This is a genomic window from Sorangium sp. So ce406 (genome assembly GCF_051474675.1).
Taxonomy (GTDB): Bacteria; Myxococcota_A; Polyangia; order Polyangiales; family Polyangiaceae; genus Sorangium; species Sorangium cellulosum_G.
In genome coordinates this window covers 7,116,705-7,134,826 of sequence record NZ_CP150340.1, presented here as the reverse complement: position 1 = coordinate 7,134,826, position 18,122 = coordinate 7,116,705, and the positions used below count along the sequence as shown (strand labels likewise).

Sequence of the window (18,122 nt, the reverse complement as noted above, 5' to 3'; positions counted from 1 at the left end):
GATTGCGACGTGGCGCCGTGCCTCTTGCGTGATCACGCAATCGCTCCCGGGCTCGCACAGTCCGGGGCTCGAGGCCGGGCTCCTCCGCCTGCGCTCTGGCGCCCGGTTCCGACGCGATTTTCGAGGAGCGCCGCCGCCGACCTGCCTCCTGGCACAACGCATGCTCCAGGCAGCCGGCGACGGAGGGCGGCGACCGTGACCCGAACGGGCACGCCGGGCGCCGTGCGGGCACGATCGCACGTGGCAGTCCAGGCGACCCACGGAGCCGTGGCGCGACACACCTCCGATACGAACTCAGACCGTTCGCAGGACATCAGCTCATGATGAATCCGGAGGCCCAGGTGTCATCGACGGCCGGCATGGCAGAGCGCGCGGTGTCGCTTCACGGCCTGAAGAGCCGCTCCAGCGAGGTGACGTTCGCGCTCAAGCTCTCGATCTACCTCATCCTGCTCGCGCACGGCGCCCAGCTCGCATTATCAAGCCTGCTCGTGTTCAAGATCTTCGGGGTCGTCGTCCTGGGGTTGATGTTCGCGCACGGCGTCGAGCTACAGCATCAGGTGCTGCACAGACAGGGGTTCAGGAACAAGCAGCTGAACGAGCTCGCCGGCGTCCTCCTCGGCCTGCCCATGCTGGTCTCGTTCGCGGGCTACCAGGCGAGCCACCTGCGCCACCACAAGCACCTGGGGACCCCGGAGAACAAGGAGTTTTTTGACTACGGGGACCAGTACGGCAGCTCCCGGGTCGCATCGCTGCGGCTATGGTTCAATCGCCTCATGATGCCGAGCCATTACGCGAGCTTCGCGAAGAACCTGTGGCTCTCGCTCGTCGGGCGGCGGTTCTCTGCGGAGCGGCCCGACGTCTCGGCCCGGATGTGCCGAGACTACGTCGTGATGCTGCTCGCCATCGTCGCGCTGGGCGCGGCGTCCTGCGCGACGCACGCCTCGCTGATCCTCCTGGTCTGGCTGCTGCCGCTCGTCCTGATCGCGACGCCCGTGCACGCGCTGATCGAGATGCCGGAGCACTACCGGTGCGACGTCTCCAGCACGGACGTCTTCCGCAATACGCGCACGATCAGGACGAACGCGCTCATGACCTGGTACACGAACGGCAACAACTACCATGTCGAGCACCACCTGATGCCCAGCCTGCCGATCGACCGGCTCCACGACCTCCACGGAGCGATCCACCAGAACATCGAGTTCTTCCACCCGGGCTACCGGGACTTCTACGTCGCGCTGCTCCGCGGTCGGCTCGCACGTCCGGCGAGCGCCCCTGAGCGGCGAGGAGCCGCATGGAATCGCGAGCAGCCGTCGCCTTGATCGAGGGGCTCGCCCTCGGCGCGAGCCTCATCATCGCCATCGGCCCGCAGAACGCCTTCGTGCTGCGCCAGGGGCTCGCGCGGCGGCACGTGGGCCCGATCGTCGCCATCTGCGCCTTCAGCGATGCGGCCCTGATCCTGGCCGGCGCGGCGGGCGTCGGCTCGCTCGTCAACGCCTCGTCGGGCCTCTTCACCGCGCTCGCCCTCGGCGGAGCGGCCTTCCTCGGGTGGTACGGGCTCTCGGCGGTGCGCCGGGCGCTCTCGCCGTCGAGCCTCGGAGCGGACGGCGGCGCGGGCGGCTCGCTGCGCCAGGCGCTCACGACGGTCCTGGCGCTCACGTGGCTCAACCCCCATGTCTACCTCGACACGGTGGTCCTGCTCGGCGGCATCTCCGGCCGTTACCCGCTCGAGACCCGCGCCTTCTTCGCCGGCGGCGCGATGCTCGCGTCCCTCGTCTGGTTCACGGCGCTGGGGTACGGCGCGCGGCTGCTCTCGCCCGTCTTCCGGCGGCCGCTCGCCTGGAGGGTCCTCGACAGCGGGATCGCCCTCGTCATGTTCGCCATCGCCGCTCGCCTGCTCGTCGAGGGCGTCACCGCGCTCGGCTGAGCCCCTGAAGCCGCTCGTGAGGCTCAGCGGAGCCGCCACGTACGCTGGCGACCACGAGGCCTTCAAGCACCTGGGGCCTCCGGGGAGGCCGCCGGCCACCTCACGGCTGGACCGGGAGCGAGGCCAGCGGACCCCCTGTACACCTCAGCCCTTGTTTCCCGCTCGCCGCTCGAACCGCAGCCTGAGCACCTCGTCCTCGAGCTCGTTCGCGATCGCCATCGCCCGCCGCCTCGCCGCCGCGCCCTCCTCGCCGCCCGCGATTCGCGCCAGCATGTTCAGCGCCATCGCGCGCATCCGCAGGTGCCCGCCGTCCCCCGCGTGCCGGCACGCATCCCGCGCGAGCGCCGCGCCTTCCTCGGGGAAACCCTGCTTCCACCGCGCATACGCCAGCCCGTTCGCCCGCCGCGCGCGCGCGAAGGCCGGACCGTCCTCCGGGATGCGCCGGTAAAGCGCCTCCGCAGCCGCCGGATCCGGCGGCTTGCCGCCCCAGGAGCGGTTCCGCTCGAAGGCGCGTTGATCGATCCACCGGGCGAACAGGCAGGCTCGGTCGTGGGCGGGCATCGGCAGCTCGAAGAGCGGCTCGATCTCGTCGAGCAGGCCGGCCACGCGCGCGACGTCATCACGGCTCGCCAGGAAGGCCTCCGTGAGCAGAGCCTCCACCCGCGCCTCGGGCGGGGCCTTTCCGAGCAGCGGCCGGATGCGGGCGAGGTGCGTCTTTCCGGCCTCGCGGTCGTCGCCGCGCAGCGCGCAGGTGGCGTGGGCGAGGGCGAGGAAGACGTGGGAGGTCGGATCCTCGCTCACCGGCGGTCGATCCCAGAGGCGCAAGAGGTCCTGGGCGAGGGGCAGGGGCAGGTCGGTGAAGCGCGAGTGATAGGCGCCCATCCAGCGGGCGCGCTCGGTGAGCGCGTCCGGCAAGCCGAAGGCCGCGAGCGCGCGCGTCCCCCAGGTCCCGCCGTCCCGCTGGCCACGCGTCCGCAGCCGGCGCCGGGCGCGCTCGATCGAGGCGACGTCGTCCTCGTAGCCCCGCAGGGAGGAGAGCCGCTCGGCGACCGCGGTCAAGGAGCCGTGCTGCGCGACGAGCCAGGCGACGTAATCCTCCCAGGAAAAGCCTGCGGGAGCGGCCTGTCCGGTTTCGTGTCCGGGCATGTTCTTCGCGCGGATCGTATCAAGGTCAGCAGAAAGGAGGACGGACATGGGAAAGGAACCTGCATTTTTCCTGGTGATCGATCTGGAGGCGACGTGCGATGAGGAGGGCCGCATCCCCGAGCGCATCATGGAGATCATCGAGATCGGCGCGGTCCTCGTGGACGGCGCGACGCTCGAGCCCGTGAGCGAGCTCGCCACCTTCGTGCGCCCGGTCATCCGGCCGAAGCTCACGGAGTTCTGCACGAAGCTCACCACGATCACGCAAGCAGACGTCGACGCCGCGCCCACGTTCCCCGAAGCCATCGCGGCGCTCGGGCGCTTCGTCGGCCAGCGGGAGGCGCTCTTCTGCTCGTGGGGCGATTACGACCGCAAGCAGTTCGAGATCGACGCGGCCCGCTGGGGCGTGCCCCTGTCGCTGCAAGGGCACATGAACATCAAGAAGCGCTTCTCCGCGACGCTCGGGGTGACCCAGCGCTACGGCATGGCGAGCGCGCTCGAGCGGCTCGGACTCCCGCTCCACGGGACACACCACCGCGGGATCGACGATGCGCGCAACATCGCGCGAATCCTGCCTTACGCGATCGGCCGCGTGGCGGTCCCGGATGCAGGGCCCGCGGGGTGAGCGACTCGCTCGGGCTTCGCTCCAGACCTCGTGGTATCTTGTGGCTCATGCAACGAGCCATCCAGGGCCCGCCGCCCGGCTTCGACGACCTCACCGTGCACGAGCAGATCGAGTACGTCCAGGCGCTCTGGGAGCGGATCGCGGCGAGAGAGGATGAGGTGCCGGTACCCGAGTGGCACAAGGCCGAGCTCGATCGCCGGCTCGCCGAGGTCGAGGCCGCACCGGATGCCGGCCGCTCCTGGGAACAGGTCGAGGCCGACCTCCGTACGCACCTCGCGACGCGTCGATGAGCCGGCTCCTCGTTCTCCCGTCTGCCGAGCTGGACATCCGGGAGGCAGCGGAACGACGAAGAAGCGCTCAAGTCCCCTACGAGGTCGAGCAGCACCAGGCCGGCCAGGCCGCCGATCCCCCGCGAGGTGGCCGACATGCTGGGCGTGATGCTCTCGCCGCTCAAGCCCGAGCAGATGGCGCGGCTGCACAGGGAGTTGCCCGTTGATGCGGAGATCCTGGACGACGTGCCGGCGCTGCTCGCCGAGGATGCGGCCGCGCTCGTTCCGCCTGTTCAATGCATCAGCAACCGATCCTCGCCTTCCTTCCTCGCTGCGGGGATGGCATCCTGCCGGGCATGACCGTCGGGTCCGACCGTCGCCGCCACCGCGCCCTCCCTGTAACCGACCGGCTTCGCGTGATCGAGCTGGTCGCGCATGAGGCCGCCAGCGACCTCCCTGCTGCAGATCATCCGGCGCGACGTGAGGGCGTCACCTTGACCGAGCGGCATGGCCTCCTGCTTGTCGACGCTGACGCCACCATGCCGGCCGAAGTGTTCGACCATCGCCCCGATCGCGATGCACGAGCGGACCGGATCCAGGGAGAGTCGTGAAGCTCGCCTTCGACACGAGCGTGCTCGTCGCCGGACTGCACCGGGCGCATCCGCACCACGGTCGCGCCGTCGATGGAGAGGGGTAGCCAGCGCTACGCGGGCGGGTGCCAGCCCACCTCGGCCCAGCGCCGACGTGCAGCGAAGATCGTCGCGCGGTTCATCCGGAGCGCGATGAACGTTGCTCTACCCGAGGGAGTCACGCCCTCTACCCTGGTTGCGTCGACGCTCCACGTGAAGTGATCGCTCCAGCGATGGAGGCGCGGGTTGAAGAGCGGCACGACCTCTCCTGTCAGCGGGTCGGCCGACTCCGTGGCGCCTGCCTTGAACTCGTTACAAGGGCGGCATGCGAGGCATACGTTCTCGAACGAGGTCGGCCCGCCCTTCGAGACCGGCGTGATGTGATCGCAGGTCAGGGGAATTCCGCTATTGGCCTCGCTCGTCAGGCAGGTTTGACAGCGGCGCCGATCGGCCTCCTCGATACGAGAACGGAGCAGCTCGGAGACGTAGGTTGACACCGCAGTCCGTCTTCCAGCGGGTGGAGGGCGCGCTACGGAGAAGCGACGGCGTGCCCGCGCCATCGCAGGAGCGCCGCAGCGTGCGCCTTGCGGAGCATGAACAGGTCGCTCTCGTGGCGAAGACGCTCGAGCTCGATGCGCTCCGCCGGCGTGAGGAGCCCCTGGGTGTTCCGGTCGAGCAGCTCGTCGTAGCGCGCGAGCTCTGCTTCGGACCTGTGGCTCTTTGCGATCTCCCAGAGCGCCTGGTCGTCCATCCTGTCCAGGCAGGCGAGGTCGACCTGGAACTCCGGGGGCGCGTCGTCCCAGGCGGGAGGGCTGCCGAGGCTCAGCGCCCGCAGCATCACGGCTTCGAGCGGCTGTCGGGTCGCGAGCGCAGTCCCCCGGAGGCGCTGGTAGAGCGCTTCGGGGAGAGCGAGGGTGACGGTGGCGGTCGACATCGCGCTGGGGTGGACGCGGGAGGCAAGCCCGCTTCGCCGTCGAGCCTAACACGCGGAGCACCCCGGCTCCTCTCCTCCCCGGCCAGCCGCGATGACGAGAGCGAACGCGCGGCGGGGCTGCCGGCTGGGGCGGTGCGCGGGAGGCTTTCGGCTGGATGCGCAGGGGCGCTGCGCCCCGCGAGGAGACCTACTCGTGGACGGCGGCGTAGCGGCCGCTGGGGGTGACGATGACGTGGGCCTTGAGCGGGACGTGCAGTTCCTCGGAGAGGTGGCGCAGCTCCAGGGTCATGTCTTCGTCCTCGTGGGTCGGCGTCGGGTCGCCGCTGGGGTGGTTGTGGGCGAGGACGAAGCTGTGGGCGGCCATGTCCAGCGCCGTGCGCAGGACGGTGGAGCGGCCGACGTAGAGGGCGTCGTCGGAGCCGCGGGCGAGCAGGCGCGTCTCGCGGACGCGGCCGTGGGTGTCGAGCGCGGCGATCCAGAGCTCCTCGTGGACGAGGGAAGCGAGCCTCGGGCCGAAGTACCGCGCCACGCGGGCGGCGTCGGTGAGGAGCGCGCCCCTGCGCGCGCGGGCGGCGTGGTAGCGGCGGCCGAGCTCGAAGGCGGCGGCGAGCCGGGTCGCGTCGAAGAGGGCGATCTGGGTGCGCTCGGCGAGCGCCGCGGGAGAGAGGCGGCCGAGCGAGGGGAGAGCGGCCGTGCCGAGGATGCGCGGGCCGACGCCGGGCAGGCCGAGCACCATCTCGAGGAGGGCGGCCTCGGTCGCGGTCGGGAGATCGGCCGCCGTCTCGGCGGGGGCGTCGACGGGGGCGCCGCTCATCGGGCTCATCGGGGCCACCTCCGAGAGCGGGTGAGGGCGCGGGCGAAGAGGCGGCGCGCGAGGCGGAGGCGGGTGGCGACCGTGGGGCGAGGGAGCGAGAGGGAGGCGGCGAGCTCGAGCGAGGAAAGGCCGGTGGCGGCGAGCGCCAGGATCTCGCGCAGCTCGGGGCGGAGACGGTGGAAGGCGCGGGGCGGGCCACCGTGGCTGAGGGCAGCACGGTTCTCGAAAGATGCATGCCGGCTCGGTGAGCACGCTGGGCCTCGTGTGGCTGCGAGGGCGCGGCCGGCGCCGGCTCACGCAGTGCCTCCTTGACCGGCCGTCCTGGGCCCGCAGTCGTAGCGGCAGCGCCAATCAAACTGGAACACCGTCCCGGCCTACTTAGGCACCCTCACGGAATGACCGAAAATGCCACCGACAACAGCCCCAACGAGGACACCGGCCGGCCCCGCTACCAGACCTCCAGCGAGAGCACCGGCCGTGAGCCCCTGGACGGTGTTGTGGCCACGAAGCTGAGCTTTCTTCTCACGCGAGTACGGAGCCCGCGTTTTCCCGTGGAAGGCTCGCGCCTGCCACGTTGAGCCGTCGCGCTTCCGCCGATTACACGAGACGTGGGCCGGGAGGAGGTTGTTCAGGCGATCCGTTCCACCCCGGGCTCTTGGCACCGAATGCTCAACCTCCCAGCCGCCGCGTGCATATGGCCGCCCGTAGTTATGGAAGGTGAGTACACCGTGGCAGATGTGGCAGTTCCCGTCAGTTTTGATAAAGATCTCTAGCAGCCGTTCGGTGCTGTAGGCCATGGTAACTCCGTCAGGTTCGAGTCGGACACCGCGATACCGCCGCCGATGAGGGGAGCATTCGCGGAAGGCTTCACCATCGTCGCAGCTTATTTCTTGGGTGCCCGGGGGGGCGACGGCGGCGATCGTTTATGTGGGTCTACAGGGACGGTTTTCGGTCCGGGCTTAGGGTAGTGCCGTTCGCCGGGCGGATTCGGGACGGGGGACGGTGGCGATCGTTTGTGCGGATTCACGGGCACGGTCTTGGGTCCGGTCATGTCGGGCTCCTCCTTCGAGCGCACATCGTCGATCACTCGTCCTCGACACGCCCCGTGGCGGGTCACATGATCCGCTGGAGCGAGGCGCTCGGGTCGTGTCGTCGCGCCCTCGAAGAGAACCGTAAGCTCGGGAGCCTGGGCATGCTACACGATTTCCCGATGTGATCGCTAGACGATCACATGATCGCGAGGTGATCGTGGCGGAGCGCGCGATCATTTTTCTGTTGTGATCGCCATGTGAACACACGATCATCTCGTGATCATGACGGCGCGTGACGACGAAGAAGGCCGTACGGGCACGCTCGAGCGTGTGCTCGCCGTGCTGGACGAGCTTCTTCAGGGCAAGGAACACGATCGACGGTCCATCGCGGAGCTCGGCAAGGTGGAACCGTCGACGGCGGATCGTGATATCCGCCTGCTCACGAAGGTGCGAGGCGTCAGCGCAGTCAAAGAGGGTAAACGCAAGGTGCTGCGCTTCGACCAGCAGAAACTCCTCTCGGGGTCGCCTGCTCCGAAGGATGCCGCGGTCATTGCTGCTTGCCTCGGCACAAGCCTCGCGAGCATCTTCGATGGCACGAGCTACGAGTGCGGAATGCGCGACGCACTCGCGTTCATCCTGAATCGCGCCAAGAGGGGTAAGAAATTTCAAGATATAGATCGTAAGTTCATCTTTGTGCGCCGAGGCGGTGAGGCCGCGCTCTCCGAGAAGGCCGGCGAACTCGACGACGTCATCGATGCGCTCCTGCGTTCCCGGTACGCGACAATCGACTACTGCCACTTCAGCGGCAAGCGCGAAACCATCCGGATCAAGCCGCTCTCTCTCGCAATCTACGACCACCAGCTCTACGTTATCGGACGGTCTGACACAAAGCCACCCTACCCGTACCGCTTCTCGCGCATCGTGGGCGTCGATGTCGACCAGACCGTCTTCTCGTACCCACCACGCCTGGACTATGATCCCGACCAGGTCTTCCAGCACAGCTTCGGCATCTTCATCGGTGCCGAAGCCGACGCTGCCGACGTCGAAGTGCTGCTGGCGCCACGATGGAGCACGTACGCAGCGGCGCACCGCTGGCACCTCACACAGAAGATCGAAGTTCGTGATGACGGCGTTCTCGTCCGCCTGCACGTAAAACCATGCCCCGAGCTCGAGAGCTGGATTCTCGGCTTCGGCGAGGAGGCTCGCGTCTTGAAGCCGGCATCGCTCGCGAAAAAGATCGCCGGACGCGTCGCTGCGATGGCAGCCAAGCATGGGCTTGTCTCCCGGGCGGCCCCCCCGGCTGGGACGTCGCCTTCCACTCGGAGGCGCTCGCGCCCGCAGAAACCGCGAACGCGACGGTAAGCGTGAGGCGGGTTCATCCGCGCGCCAGGACGATGCGCTCTGCGGTGAGGCGTCGTCAGAGCAGACAGCAGCGGGGATCGCCCGCTGATGCCGCCGGCGTGCAGGCGGTCTACGGAGGCGGCACGTGGGTGCGGGTCGACCTCAATGCGGTAGCCTGCGTCGGTCCCGCGGTGGATCGTGCTTCAGCGTCTTGTGCAGCCGCCGGAGGTCTGCGGAGTTCCCGACCGGGGCGGTGAGCGGGAAGCTTTCGGCTGGATGCGCAGGGGCGGGACGCCCGCCGCAGGGGCGCTGCGCCCCGCGAGGAGACCTACTCGTGGACGGCGGCGTAGCGGCCGCTGGGGGTGACGATGACGTGGGCCTTGAGCGGGACGTGCAGTTCCTCGGAGAGGTGGCGCAGCTCCAGGGTCATGTCTTCGTCCTCGTGGGTCGGCGTCGGGTCGCCGCTGGGGTGGTTATGGGCCAGGACGAAGCTGTGGGCGGCCATGTCCAGCGCGGTGCGCAGGACGGTGGAGCGGCCGACGTAGAGGGCATCGTCGGAACCGCGGGCGAGCAGGCGCGTCTCGCGGACGCGGCCGTGGGTGTCGAGGGCGGCGATCCAGAGCTCCTCGTGGACCAGGGAGGCGAGCCTCGGACCGAAGTACCGCGCCACGCGGGCGGCGTCGGTGAGGAGCGCGCCCCGGCGGGCGCGGGCGGCGTGGTAGCGGCGGCCGAGCTCGAAGGCGGCGGCGAGCCGGGTCGCGTCGAAGAGGGCGATCTGGGTGCGCTCGGCGAGCGCCGCGGGAGAGAGGCGGCCGAGGGACGGGAGAGCGGCCGTGCCGAGGATGCGCGGGCCGACGCCGGGCAGGCCGAGCACCATCTCGAGGAGGGCGGCCTCGGTCGCGGTCGGGAGATCGGCCGCCGTCTCGGCGGGGGCGTCGACGGGGGCGCGGGTCATCGGGCGCATCGGGGCCACCTCCGAGAGCGGGTGAGGGCGCGGGCGAAGAGGCGGCGCGCGAGGCGGAGGCGGGTGGCCACCGTGGGGCGAGGGAGCGAGAGGGAGGCGGCGAGCTCGAGCGAGGAAAGGCCGGTGGCGGCGAGCGACAGGATCTCGCGCAGCTCGGGGCGGAGACGGTGGAAGGCGCGGAGGAGGCCGCGGGCGACGAGGCGGGCCTCGGGAGAGGGGGCGGCGAAGGCGGAGAGGCGGTCAGGGTCGACCGCGGGGAGCTCGTGGCGGCGGTGGGCCTTGTCGCGGTAGTGCGAGGCCTGCCGCGCGGCGACGCCGGCGAGCCAGCGGCGGAGGGCGTCGGCGGGAGGAAGAGCGGGGGACGGGCGGAAGCGGCCGGCGCGCAGGCTGCGCCAGGCGCCGAGGAGGGTGTCCTGGGTGAGGTCGTCGAGATCGGCGGGGAGAACGCCGCGGGCGCGGAGGGTGCTGCGGATGAGCGGGCGCTGTTCGAAGAGCGCGGTGGGGTCGAGGTAGACGGCAGGGGGAGAGGGCTGGTGATGAACGGGTTTGGGCGGGCGGGCGAGCCGGCTGAGAGCAGCGGGATGGGGACGGCGGCGGGAGGGCGGATCGATCTCTTGGCCCTGGTCAGGGCGTAGACGTACGGTTTCCATGTCGGACCTCGTGCAAGCGGGGTTCGGCCACGCCTCCGGACGGTGCCAGCCGTCGCGGGGGCACTTTGTGTTTTGTTCAGGGTACGTGCGAGGCACGATCCGAGTCAAGTAAAGTCACAATCCACGACTACTTTTGGCCCTCCCAGGTTCAGCCCGTGGCGATGGAACCCATCGAGACTGATACGGTTTTTCGGTACATCGCGGCGAACGTGCAGCGGCTTCGGGTCAGGCGAGGGCTGACCCAGGACGAGCTGGCGGCAGCGGCGGACGTGAGCCCTGGCCTGCTCCATCGCCTCGAGCGCGCGAAGACCAACGTCAGCGTCGCGGCGCTTGTGGCGATCGCCAACGCCCTCGGCGTGACACCAGCAGCACTGTTCCGGCCAGCCGAGATGCCGGAGACGACGCGCGGGAGGCCGCGCAAGCGTCTCGCCGGCCCTTGACGGCCATCCCTCGCTGCCCGCAGTCGACTGCCTACGGCTATCGCCGGTGCTCCTCACCGTGACGCAGAACTGGCGCATGCTTTGCGCAGACGCTGCACCGCGCCGCGGCGAACTCTACAGGCCGTAGCAGCTTGAGGGCCCCAGCCGATGACTGGCCGGGCCATTGCAGGGCCACTTCTTCGCTTCGGAGGGGTAGGGCATCGAGGAACCGCTCGCGCCTTCGTCCGTTGGAGAGCCCGCTCGGTCCTGCGCTGGCCTCCTTGACAAGGTGGGCCAACCGTCGGCTAGGCTACCTTTCCACGATGCACGGGGGCGGCACGAGGGGGTGGGGGCGGAGTTCAACGCGCTCCACGCGGAAGCGGCGGTCAGCGGTCGAGAGGACTGATTACGCCGAGAGGGCCGCGGTCGACGATGTGGGTGTAGATCATCGTGGTCCGCACGTCCTTGTGGCCGAGCAATGTCTGGATCGTCCGGATGTCGGTGCCCGCCTCGAGCAGGTGGGTCGCGAAGCTGTGGCGGAGGGTATGGCATGTCGCGCGCTTGGTGAGCCCCGACGCCCGTCCGGCATTGTTCACGGCCCTTTGCACCGCCGATTCGTGCAGGTGGTAGAGGACCTGTCGACCCGTCGCTGGATCGGTGCAAGGGCGAGAGGCGGGGAAGAGGTACTGCCAGGGGAGGCTCGTGGCTGCTCCTGGCATCTTCGCTCGCAGAGCGTGGGGCAGGTCGACCTCGCCGCGGCCAGCCGCGAGTTCCTTCTTGTGCCGTTGCGCCACGGCGTCGAGCTGGGCCTGCAGCTCGTCGCGCGCCCGAGCGGGGAGCAAGGCCGGCCGGTCGTGCTGTCCTTTCCCGCGGCGCACCATGATTTGCCGTCGATCAAGGTCGACGTCTTTGACGCGAATCGAAAGCGCTTCGAGGAGGCGGAGGCCGCTTCCGTAGAGGAGCTCGCCGATGAGTCGAAAAGGTGGAATCAGGTGCTCGAGCAAGGTGAGAGCGTCCTTTCGCGAGAGGACCGTGGGGAGGTGCTCCGGCCGGCGGGCACGCTCGAGCGCTTCGAGCCGGGGTATCTGCAGGTCGAGGACCCGCTTGTAAAGGAAGAGGAGCGCGCACAGCGCTTGGTTCTGCGTGGACGCCGCGCTGCGGCGCGCGACCGCAACATCGTTGAGGAAGGCCGTGACCTCTTCCGCGCCCATCTGCCGCGGGTGCTTGCCGTGATGAAAGCGAATAAATGCCCGGATCCAGTGGACATACGCCTCTTCGGTACGCGGCGAGTAATGCAGGCGCCGGACGGTGGCGCGCACGGCTTCGATGAGGGTCATGGGGGTGGTTCCGATTGGTTGGGGCCGGTTCGTCGGACCCGCAGTGACCCTTATCGGCGCAGGGCGGGCGCGAGTTGCGGCGGCCAGCGGATATTTGGGCCGCACATCAGTCGCCCGAGGCAATCAATCACAGGCACGCATCTTGCCTCTCGGCACACAGTCGCCGTCCGAAGCCCATCAACGGCGATACGTAGTTGCGTAGCGGCGGCCTATCTCCGGAGATGCGCAGATAGCCTGCGGAAGATCGCGACCTATCCGCGGGGATATCTAGATATGCTGCGGGGTGCCGCGACTCATCCACGAGAACACGGTGATCGGGCACCGCGGTTCGCAGTCTACATGCAAAAATGCGAAGATATGTCGCGCGGCACAGATGATTGCGACGTTAGCCGGAGAGGCCGATGTTTACAGACCCACTCGTCTTCATGCTATCGAAGCCGAGGCCTCGGTGACTCTACGCGGAGCCACTCAGACCGGTGGACGCACTTTCGGCTGAACCGGCTATGCGATGACAACCATGGACTTTCTCGTGATCTTTGCATGCTTGACCTGCGCGGCAGCGTGCATCCTGTTCTACTCGTACCACCGGCAAGCCAGCCGAAAGGTGCACATGCCTACGAACCCATCTCGACTAATGTACACGTCGCATCCTGACGCCAACGCGATTCGTGTCGCAATGCCTATGGAGTACGCGACGGCGGCGTCGAACGCGCTGGAGATCGCTTACAATCAAGTTCGAGAAATGCGAGCGACCGTCTGGCAGCTTGCGGACGAGGTCGAGCACCTTCAGCCGAATCTCGTACTGTTCTTCGCGACAGGTGGAATTCCCTATGTCCTACCGCTTCTACATTGTCTCGCCCATCGCGGACGCCTCAACTTCCTGGACGGGAAGACATTCCATATGTTTCCCGGGCTCGTGTGGGAAGGGAAGATTGAAGGCGGCTCATCCGAGGACTACTTCTGCCGTGCGTTTGCGGGACTGTTGCAGCTTGAGAAATGCGAGCGACTCAGTGTTCTTGTGATTGATACGACCAACACTGGGAATGCCGTCAACAGCGCAGTCAAGGCGCTAGACAAGGCACTCAGCAGTCGATTGGAATCCAGGCCCGACCGCGTTGAAGTTCGCGTGGTGGGAATAGTGAACGGCTCCCACCCCGTAAAGGAGCGTGATCGCCGCCAACGCGCACAAATTGCCACGCCACAGGGGACCGCGTGGGTGAAGTTGCCGGACGGATATTCCAACGTATCGCCCCTTGACGCGCGAGCCTGGGTCGCGTTCACTCGCGACGCGGGTCCAGGGTCTTTTCAACTATACATTTCATATTGGGTAGAGAGCGCGTTGCCGACAGAGGACGAGGCGGAACTACTTGGGGCCAAGAGCGATCATGCGACGCTTGCGGTCGAATCAACTGAAGAAGCAGGCCGGCTGGTGATTCTGCATGCGAATGGCTGTAGGTCGCCGATAGCACTCGGCCGCACGCCCGGTTCGACGCTAAGCAAGCTTGTGGCCTCAGCCGATACGACGACGCCTTGGCAAACGCTCATGAGAACGGATTCGTTTACCGAGGCAGAATGTGCAAGCCTTGATGGGGCGGCGGAAGTCACCGAGGACTATCTGCGGCTGATGGAGTTGGATAATGCCGACACGGAAACAACAATCGCAGCGCTAGCGGTTGCTGACTACGCGCTTAGGCAGGTGGACGTCTATTGGCTATCCAAGCAACACCGGAATGTCATTCTGCCGCACGAGTTGCAGCTTGTGGGGAAGACCCGTTCCCTTTTGGCGACGGATGAGTGTCGCGACGAGACAGTCGAAGCCGCGATTGCTCTGCTCGCGAACGTCTACCCGGACCTTGCCGCAGATGCTCCCCATGGCACGGACCAGCAGGCGTTGCGTTGGTGGCTGGAGCATATAGGGGATAGGCTTGCAGACACTCGCACAGCAGCACGACGGCGAGGTCCCTGATTGCGGTGAACTGCATGCCGAAGCTACGGAGCTACCGCCATGTCCATCGAGGAGCAAGCCGCGTCGAAAACAGCTTCAGCCGCGCCGACCAGGCAGCCCCGGCTAACCAGGGCTTGCAGGCGACGACGCTGCGCGCCGCGCCTGAAGCCCAAGCCGTTAGACCAGGGCCTCCTGCCGTAAACCCTGAGCTACAGTGCGAAGATGCTCCAGACGCTGACCTGCTTGCACGATTGACGCTCGACACTAGGTGTGGTCCCGTTACCCGGAGGTTCACCGTGCGCACTCGTCGTCCCGCCCCGCCCCCCATGAAGAAGATCCGGTCGCTCCGGTTGCAACGCTTTCGACAATTCGCGGACACAATCGTTGAGGTTCGAGACTTCAACGTTCTGGTGGGTCCGAACAACTGTGGCAAGACGACAATTCTGCACGCAATCCGCGCGTTCTTCTTGCTCATGCATGGGCATGTCCGATTTGAAGGGAACTCGCCCGATGCCGTGTATCACAAACGATATCTAACCGGCGCAGAGGAGGTCGCTCCGACGCCAGATATCAAGGAACTCTGGCACCAACAACGTGCCGGCAAGCCACTTACGATTTCACTAACGTTCGACGACGACACGACCTTTGGGGTGTCCCTGCGCCAGCAATTTGGGCAGATTCATGTCTCTGCCGAAAATCTGCCCGAAGGCCTCACTGCCGCCAGCGTTGCATCGTACTTGGCGACAGAGGTTGCGTTTATTCCTGGCCTGGTCGGCGTGCTCGTTTCCGAGCCCTACGCGACTGCGGCAAGGCGCAACGCACTTGCAACGCAAGGGCGATACTCGGAGATTTTCAGAAGCAGCTTGCATCAGCTAAACTCCAAAGACCCCACGCTGTTGGAACAAATCAATACATGGCTAACCGGTCTATTTGGGGTATCGGTCAGCGCGGTCGAGTTCGATGGCGATTCCGACGAGTATGTGACGGTCAAGTACAAGCAAGGTAGCAGCGATTTTGACGTGGTTTCGTCGGGTGCTGGGTTGCAACAGGTAATCCAGATGCTCACTTATCTATATCTTAAGAAACCGCGAATTTTGCTAATTGATGAGCCCGATGCCCACCTGCACAGCAAACTTCAAGCGCGGCTGGGCGACCTATTTCGTCGTATTGCGACTGATCTGGATGCACAGGTATTTCTAAGCACGCATTCGCTCGATTTGATTGACACATTCTCTACGAACGACGTAACCGTAGTCGATTCGAGCAAGAAGAAACTCTCGCCGATCGGCAAGAACGCGGATCTCGTAAGCGTACTCGTCGACGCCGATGTCGTGGACGTCTCTGCGCTTTCGCGTTTGTTGTCTTCGCGCCGCTTGGTGGTTGTTGAGGACAAAGATCAGACCATTCTCAAGTCGCTCGACAAGGCCTGTGGTAGCCCGCTGTACTCGTCCAAAAGTAGTTCTTATGTCTTGTCTGCTCGAGGTGTGAGCAATTTTCGCGCGGTTGCGGAACTGGGGAAGGTCCTCGCAGGACTGACGGGTACAAAATTCGACATCACGTTCGTTCAGGATCGCGACGGCATGCCTGATTTTATTGTTCCTGCATTCCTTGCCTCACAGCAGGAAGAGGGGGTTGTGCCGCACCTCTTGGAGCGCCACGAGATCGAGAATTATCTCTTGGAGCCGGAGTTGCTTGTCGCTGCCGCAGCGCTCGTCGGAACCACCATCACTGCCGCCGACGCGACGATCGCGATCCTTGCCGCGGCCCAAGAACTTAAAGCAGAAGCTCGTCGTGCTAGCTTGGAGTGCGCACGAGGCGTGAACCGCTTCTTGAGGGAGCGTCGCAAGGAAGACGAGTTGGATGTCCTTGTGTTCAAATGGTTCGATGAGCTAAAGCTAGACGACTTGAATACTGTGCAGCGCGTCTTCCCCGGGAAGGAACTCTTGCCCAAAGTCCTTCAGAAGATCTCGGGAGGCGGAAAAACTATCACGAAGGGCCACTGTGTCGCTGTGATCACGAAGGAGTTGATCTCCGCTGACATGACTGCGTTCATCGAGAAGGCCGCCGAGAATATCGAGAAGACGCCGTCGAAAAGTGCTCCCGCGCAAAGTGCCTAACTCGCCGCTGCTGCTGACGCTGCGGCGAGTCTCGCTTCGCTCGGCACGCCGCAGCGCAGCAGAGCGTCAGACGTTCGGCAGGGTGGGCGCTGTGCCAAGACCGGCCAGACCGGAGAGGATTGGAGGGCGCCACGTCCCCTGTACCCAAAGGCCGTCATGGTCGCTCGCCGACGCAGAGAGGTATCGCATGATTTTCCGGCTCGTGGACCACGCGTGGGACAAGGAGATCGATAGCGGGCTCGCTGCGGACCACTCGGCGGTCCGGATCGTATGCCCGTTCATCAAGCGACGCACCGCCGCGCGCCTACTCGCGCACGGCCGGCCCGAGACCCTCCAGGTCATCACCCGCTTCGACCTCGACGACTTCAGCGCCGGCGTCAGCGATATATTGGCCCTCCGCAGCCTTCTGGAGCACGGCGGGCGGATCCGCGGCCTGCGAAACCTCCACGCCAAGCTCTACGTGTTCGGCCAGAGCCGCGCGATCGTCACCTCCGCGAACTTGACCGAAGCAGCGATGGCGCACAACCACGAGCTCGGGGTGGTGGCCGAGGGGAAAGACCTGGTCGATCCCTGCCTCTCATATTTTGACCGCTTGTGGGGCCGCTCCGGGGAGGACCTCAACCTCGCTCGTTTAGAGAGTTGGGAGGCGAAGGTCACGAAACACCAGGCCGAGGGGGCGCGGGCCGATCCCGCTTCGCGCCTGGGCGACGAGGGTGCCGACGGCGGCCTGCTGGCGGTAGCTCCGCGTGGCGAGCCCTGGTCGGGCGACGCGGAGCAGAGCTTCGTGAAGCTCTTCGGTGAGGGAGACAACCGCGCGTTCTGGACAATGCCGGTCTTCACGGAGGTGGACCGCTCGGGGAGCCACCGGGCCTGCACGTACCCGAAGGGCAAGCGCCCACGGAAAGCGCAGGACGGCGCGATCATGTTCATGGGCCGCATGGTCCAGGAGCCCAACGACATCCTGATCTACGGCCGCGCGATCGCGCTGGCGCACATGCCCCAGCGCGACGACGCCACGCCGGCCGACATCGCGAGGCGGTCCTGGAAGAAGGACTGGCCCCACTACGTGCGTGTCCATCATGCGGAGTTTGTCGACGGCACGCTCGCGAACGGTGTCTCCCTCAACGCCCTAATGGAAGCCCTGGAGTCCGACGCGTTCAGGGTGACGCAGGAGCATGCGCGGAGGGGCGAAGGAAACACCAACCCGCGGCACGCCTACCGCCAGCAGCCGCAGGTGGAGCTGTCCCGCGAGGGCTTCGCCTGGATGAGTGCCGCGCTCGATCGGGCCTTCGCCGAGCACGGTAAATTGTCCCCCGAGATCCTCGCCAAGCTCGATTGGCCCTCCCTGGCTTCGGAGCACCCAGCATCTTCCTCCGCCGGGACGCCCGGAGGGTAGGAAATGCCAAGCCCTTTGCTGATGTCACCCAGGTGGGAGGCGCCGAACAAGCCGCTGGATCCGACCGCGCCTGCGGCGCGGCGGCTCATCGGCAGTCGTTCGGCGGGCAAGGTTCGCGCCTGGGGGTCGCATCGATGACGCTCGACATCGGAGAGCGTTTGCACCCCTTGTCCGCATCCGCTGCGGTCATCGTCCGCTCCACCAGACCCAGACGAAGCCTGCCGCGAGCACCGCCTCTGCGACGACCGAGCGGAAGATGCCAGCGCTGACTCGTTGGCTCATGAACTCGAAGAACCCGAGGCACGCGAGCAGCGCGCTCGCTCCCCCCGTGACCAGACACACCGCCGAGCGGAGCTCCGAGGGGGCAGCCGCTCTTCCGAGGAAGAACATCAGGGCGAGGCCGAGATAGATCGCGCCGATCCGGCGAGCCACGATCAGCGAGCCAGCGGTCACCTCGATGCCCCACTCCTGGAGCACGGAACCCCCGGCGAAGAGGAAGCGGAGGCCGAGAAGGCCGCCGGCAAAGGTCATCACGAACGCCATCACCTTGAACGTCATGTCGGTCTCCTCGGAACAGGCGCTTA

The 18,122-nt window shown here is 66.6% G+C and carries 20 protein-coding genes; 11 read left to right on the top strand and 9 right to left on the bottom strand.

All coding sequences use genetic code 11. The features are described 5' to 3' along the window. Positions 1-320: 320 nt before the first annotated feature. Entirely contained in the window at positions 321-1,319 is a 999-nt protein-coding gene (locus WME96_RS26360) for a fatty acid desaturase family protein (RefSeq protein ID WP_437284350.1), read from the top strand. Beyond that, positions 1,292-1,924, top strand: a complete 633-nt coding sequence (locus tag WME96_RS26355; RefSeq protein ID WP_437284349.1) for a LysE/ArgO family amino acid transporter — start codon at positions 1,292-1,294, stop codon at positions 1,922-1,924. The genes WME96_RS26360 and WME96_RS26355 overlap by 28 nt, the downstream gene beginning before the upstream one ends. A 144-nt stretch (positions 1,925-2,068) precedes the next feature. On the opposite strand, the gene WME96_RS26350 is transcribed toward WME96_RS26355, so the two are convergent. Continuing rightward, positions 2,069-3,070: a hypothetical protein gene (locus WME96_RS26350; protein WP_437284348.1), complete on the bottom strand. Its 1,002-nt coding sequence runs from the start codon at positions 3,068-3,070 to the stop codon at positions 2,069-2,071. A gap of 46 nt (positions 3,071-3,116) precedes the next feature. Between WME96_RS26350 and WME96_RS26345 the strand changes: the two genes are divergently transcribed. From WME96_RS26345 to WME96_RS26330, 4 genes are all read left to right on the top strand, one after another. Then, positions 3,117-3,692: an exonuclease domain-containing protein gene (locus WME96_RS26345; protein WP_437284347.1), complete on the top strand. Its 576-nt coding sequence runs from the start codon at positions 3,117-3,119 to the stop codon at positions 3,690-3,692. 47 nt (positions 3,693-3,739) lie between these two features. Beyond that, positions 3,740-3,982 carry an addiction module protein gene (locus WME96_RS26340; protein ID WP_061607704.1) on the top strand — a complete coding sequence of 81 codons (243 nt, stop codon included), beginning with the start codon at positions 3,740-3,742 and terminating at the stop codon, positions 3,980-3,982. Between the two features lie 126 nt (positions 3,983-4,108). Further along, on the top strand, positions 4,109-4,321 hold the full coding sequence (locus WME96_RS26335) for a hypothetical protein (protein WP_437284346.1): 213 nt from the start codon (positions 4,109-4,111) through the stop codon (positions 4,319-4,321). After that, positions 4,318-4,572 (top strand): hypothetical protein, encoded by a 255-nt coding sequence (locus tag WME96_RS26330; RefSeq protein WP_437284345.1) that lies wholly within the window; start codon positions 4,318-4,320, stop codon positions 4,570-4,572. The genes WME96_RS26335 and WME96_RS26330 overlap by 4 nt, the downstream gene beginning before the upstream one ends. Before the next feature lie 92 nt (positions 4,573-4,664). Here the strand turns inward: WME96_RS26330 and WME96_RS26325 are convergent, their stop codons facing one another. The 4 genes from WME96_RS26325 to WME96_RS26310 form a co-directional block, all read right to left on the bottom strand. Next, complete coding sequence (locus WME96_RS26325; RefSeq protein WP_437284344.1) at positions 4,665-5,087, bottom strand: HNH endonuclease; 423 nt, start codon at positions 5,085-5,087, stop codon at positions 4,665-4,667. A 32-nt stretch (positions 5,088-5,119) separates the two neighbouring features. After that, positions 5,120-5,524: a hypothetical protein gene (locus WME96_RS26320; protein ID WP_437284343.1), complete on the bottom strand. Its 405-nt coding sequence runs from the start codon at positions 5,522-5,524 to the stop codon at positions 5,120-5,122. 187 nt (positions 5,525-5,711) lie between these two features. Next, the gene (locus WME96_RS26315; protein WP_437292359.1) at positions 5,712-6,338 is read right to left on the bottom strand and encodes a JAB domain-containing protein; all 627 of its coding nucleotides are present in this window, start codon (positions 6,336-6,338) and stop codon (positions 5,712-5,714) included. A 374-nt stretch (positions 6,339-6,712) separates the two neighbouring features. After that, entirely contained in the window at positions 6,713-7,135 is a 423-nt protein-coding gene (locus WME96_RS26310; RefSeq protein WP_437284342.1) for an HNH endonuclease, read from the bottom strand. A gap of 516 nt (positions 7,136-7,651) precedes the next feature. On the opposite strand from WME96_RS26310, the gene WME96_RS26305 reads away from it, so the two are divergent. After that, positions 7,652-8,731: a WYL domain-containing protein gene (locus WME96_RS26305; RefSeq protein WP_437292358.1), complete on the top strand. Its 1,080-nt coding sequence runs from the start codon at positions 7,652-7,654 to the stop codon at positions 8,729-8,731. A gap of 307 nt (positions 8,732-9,038) precedes the next feature. Here WME96_RS26305 and WME96_RS26300 read toward each other — a convergent pair whose 3' ends face one another. Continuing rightward, positions 9,039-9,665 (bottom strand): JAB domain-containing protein, encoded by a 627-nt coding sequence (locus WME96_RS26300; RefSeq protein ID WP_437292357.1) that lies wholly within the window; start codon positions 9,663-9,665, stop codon positions 9,039-9,041. Beyond that, a complete protein-coding gene (locus WME96_RS26295; RefSeq protein WP_437284341.1) occupies positions 9,662-10,324 on the bottom strand; it encodes an RNA polymerase sigma factor in 663 nt (220 codons plus the stop codon). Before WME96_RS26295 ends, WME96_RS26300 begins: the two co-directional genes overlap by 4 nt. Before the next feature lie 161 nt (positions 10,325-10,485). On the opposite strand from WME96_RS26295, the gene WME96_RS26290 reads away from it, so the two are divergent. After that, positions 10,486-10,764, top strand: a complete 279-nt coding sequence (locus WME96_RS26290) for a helix-turn-helix domain-containing protein (RefSeq protein WP_020464947.1) — start codon at positions 10,486-10,488, stop codon at positions 10,762-10,764. Between the two features lie 365 nt (positions 10,765-11,129). On the opposite strand, the gene WME96_RS26285 is transcribed toward WME96_RS26290, so the two are convergent. Continuing rightward, the gene (locus tag WME96_RS26285; RefSeq protein ID WP_437284340.1) at positions 11,130-12,080 is read right to left on the bottom strand and encodes an integron integrase; all 951 of its coding nucleotides are present in this window, start codon (positions 12,078-12,080) and stop codon (positions 11,130-11,132) included. 517 nt (positions 12,081-12,597) lie between these two features. Between WME96_RS26285 and WME96_RS26280 the strand changes: the two genes are divergently transcribed. The 3 genes from WME96_RS26280 (at position 12,598) to WME96_RS26270 (ending at position 17,538) form a co-directional block, all read left to right on the top strand. Continuing rightward, on the top strand, positions 12,598-14,046 hold the full coding sequence (locus tag WME96_RS26280) for a hypothetical protein (RefSeq protein WP_437284339.1): 1,449 nt from the start codon (positions 12,598-12,600) through the stop codon (positions 14,044-14,046). A 305-nt stretch (positions 14,047-14,351) separates the two neighbouring features. Then, a complete protein-coding gene (locus WME96_RS26275; RefSeq protein ID WP_437284338.1) occupies positions 14,352-16,142 on the top strand; it encodes an AAA family ATPase in 1,791 nt (596 codons plus the stop codon). A gap of 187 nt (positions 16,143-16,329) precedes the next feature. After that, on the top strand, positions 16,330-17,538 hold the full coding sequence (locus WME96_RS26270; protein WP_437284337.1) for a phospholipase D family protein: 1,209 nt from the start codon (positions 16,330-16,332) through the stop codon (positions 17,536-17,538). Positions 17,539-17,724: 186 nt separating this feature from the next. On the opposite strand, the gene WME96_RS26265 is transcribed toward WME96_RS26270, so the two are convergent. Next, positions 17,725-18,096 (bottom strand): hypothetical protein, encoded by a 372-nt coding sequence (locus tag WME96_RS26265; protein ID WP_437284336.1) that lies wholly within the window; start codon positions 18,094-18,096, stop codon positions 17,725-17,727. Positions 18,097-18,122: the final 26 nt, after the last annotated feature.

Bases quoted from the DNA above. Each gene is read 5' to 3' on its own strand.
- WME96_RS26360 (WP_437284350.1), top strand. From the start codon at position 321: ATGATGAATCCGGAGGCCCAGGTGTCATCGACGGCCGGCATGGCAGAG.
- WME96_RS26355 (WP_437284349.1), top strand. From the start codon at position 1,292: ATGGAATCGCGAGCAGCCGTCGCCTTGATCGAGGGGCTCGCCCTCGGC.
- WME96_RS26350 (WP_437284348.1), bottom strand. From the start codon at position 3,070: ATGCCCGGACACGAAACCGGACAGGCCGCTCCCGCAGGCTTTTCCTGG.
- WME96_RS26345 (WP_437284347.1), top strand. From the start codon at position 3,117: ATGGGAAAGGAACCTGCATTTTTCCTGGTGATCGATCTGGAGGCGACG.
- WME96_RS26340 (WP_061607704.1), top strand. From the start codon at position 3,740: ATGCAACGAGCCATCCAGGGCCCGCCGCCCGGCTTCGACGACCTCACC.
- WME96_RS26330 (WP_437284345.1), top strand. From the start codon at position 4,318: ATGACCGTCGGGTCCGACCGTCGCCGCCACCGCGCCCTCCCTGTAACC.
- WME96_RS26320 (WP_437284343.1), bottom strand. From the start codon at position 5,524: ATGTCGACCGCCACCGTCACCCTCGCTCTCCCCGAAGCGCTCTACCAG.
- WME96_RS26315 (WP_437292359.1), bottom strand. From the start codon at position 6,338: ATGAGCGGCGCCCCCGTCGACGCCCCCGCCGAGACGGCGGCCGATCTC.
- WME96_RS26310 (WP_437284342.1), bottom strand. From the start codon at position 7,135: ATGGCCTACAGCACCGAACGGCTGCTAGAGATCTTTATCAAAACTGAC.
- WME96_RS26305 (WP_437292358.1), top strand. From the start codon at position 7,652: ATGACGGCGCGTGACGACGAAGAAGGCCGTACGGGCACGCTCGAGCGT.
- WME96_RS26300 (WP_437292357.1), bottom strand. From the start codon at position 9,665: ATGACCCGCGCCCCCGTCGACGCCCCCGCCGAGACGGCGGCCGATCTC.
- WME96_RS26295 (WP_437284341.1), bottom strand. From the start codon at position 10,324: ATGGAAACCGTACGTCTACGCCCTGACCAGGGCCAAGAGATCGATCCG.
- WME96_RS26290 (WP_020464947.1), top strand. From the start codon at position 10,486: ATGGAACCCATCGAGACTGATACGGTTTTTCGGTACATCGCGGCGAAC.
- WME96_RS26285 (WP_437284340.1), bottom strand. From the start codon at position 12,080: ATGACCCTCATCGAAGCCGTGCGCGCCACCGTCCGGCGCCTGCATTAC.
- WME96_RS26280 (WP_437284339.1), top strand. From the start codon at position 12,598: ATGGACTTTCTCGTGATCTTTGCATGCTTGACCTGCGCGGCAGCGTGC.
- WME96_RS26275 (WP_437284338.1), top strand. From the start codon at position 14,352: ATGAAGAAGATCCGGTCGCTCCGGTTGCAACGCTTTCGACAATTCGCG.
- WME96_RS26270 (WP_437284337.1), top strand. From the start codon at position 16,330: ATGATTTTCCGGCTCGTGGACCACGCGTGGGACAAGGAGATCGATAGC.
- WME96_RS26265 (WP_437284336.1), bottom strand. From the start codon at position 18,096: ATGACGTTCAAGGTGATGGCGTTCGTGATGACCTTTGCCGGCGGCCTT.